A 476-nucleotide genomic window follows, 5' to 3' on the forward strand; every position below is an offset into this window, starting at 1 on the left:
TATCTCCAATACCACGAAACCCTGCACGAGGGGGGTCGATGGCACGGCGAACAAGAACCACCATAATCCCACGAAGACGGTAAGCCAAAGTGCTCCGGCGCAAGCCATGATAAACCTGACATGTCCTCCAGAAGCGGTCGATAGGGCACAAAAAGAGGGGATAGCCGAGGTCATCCTGGTAGGCAACGCCGACAAGATCACAGAAACTGCACGAAGCCTCGGTATCGACCTTTCTCGCTTTCGCCTAGTTCCGACGACGTCCTCAAAGAAGGCGACGTGGTGACCGTCGAGCCGGGGGTCTACGTTAAGGGGCGAGGGGGGTTGCGCCTGGAAGACGATTATTTGATGTCTCAAGTTACCGTAAAAGAAGCAAGGGAGGACTCCGCTTCTGCCTCTTCCCCAGAAAACAACGTGCTCTCTGAGGAAGACAACGGTTAATATCGGTCAATTTAAGGAAGGTGAACGAAACCATGTTG

The 476-nt window shown here is 53.6% G+C and carries 2 pseudogenes; both read left to right on the forward strand.

The annotated features are described in order from the left end of the window. Positions 1-283 (forward strand): annotated as a pseudogene (locus EZM41_RS01295) (hypothetical protein); the annotation flags it as partial. After that, a pseudogene (locus EZM41_RS01300) lies at positions 238-438 on the forward strand (M24 family metallopeptidase); the annotation flags it as partial. The pseudogenes EZM41_RS01295 and EZM41_RS01300, both read left to right, overlap by 46 nt. Positions 439-476 lie beyond the last annotated feature (38 nt).

It is taken from the genome of Acetomicrobium sp. S15 = DSM 107314, assembly GCF_016125955.1.
In the GTDB taxonomy this organism is placed as follows: Bacteria; Synergistota; Synergistia; order Synergistales; family Thermosynergistaceae; genus Thermosynergistes; species Thermosynergistes pyruvativorans.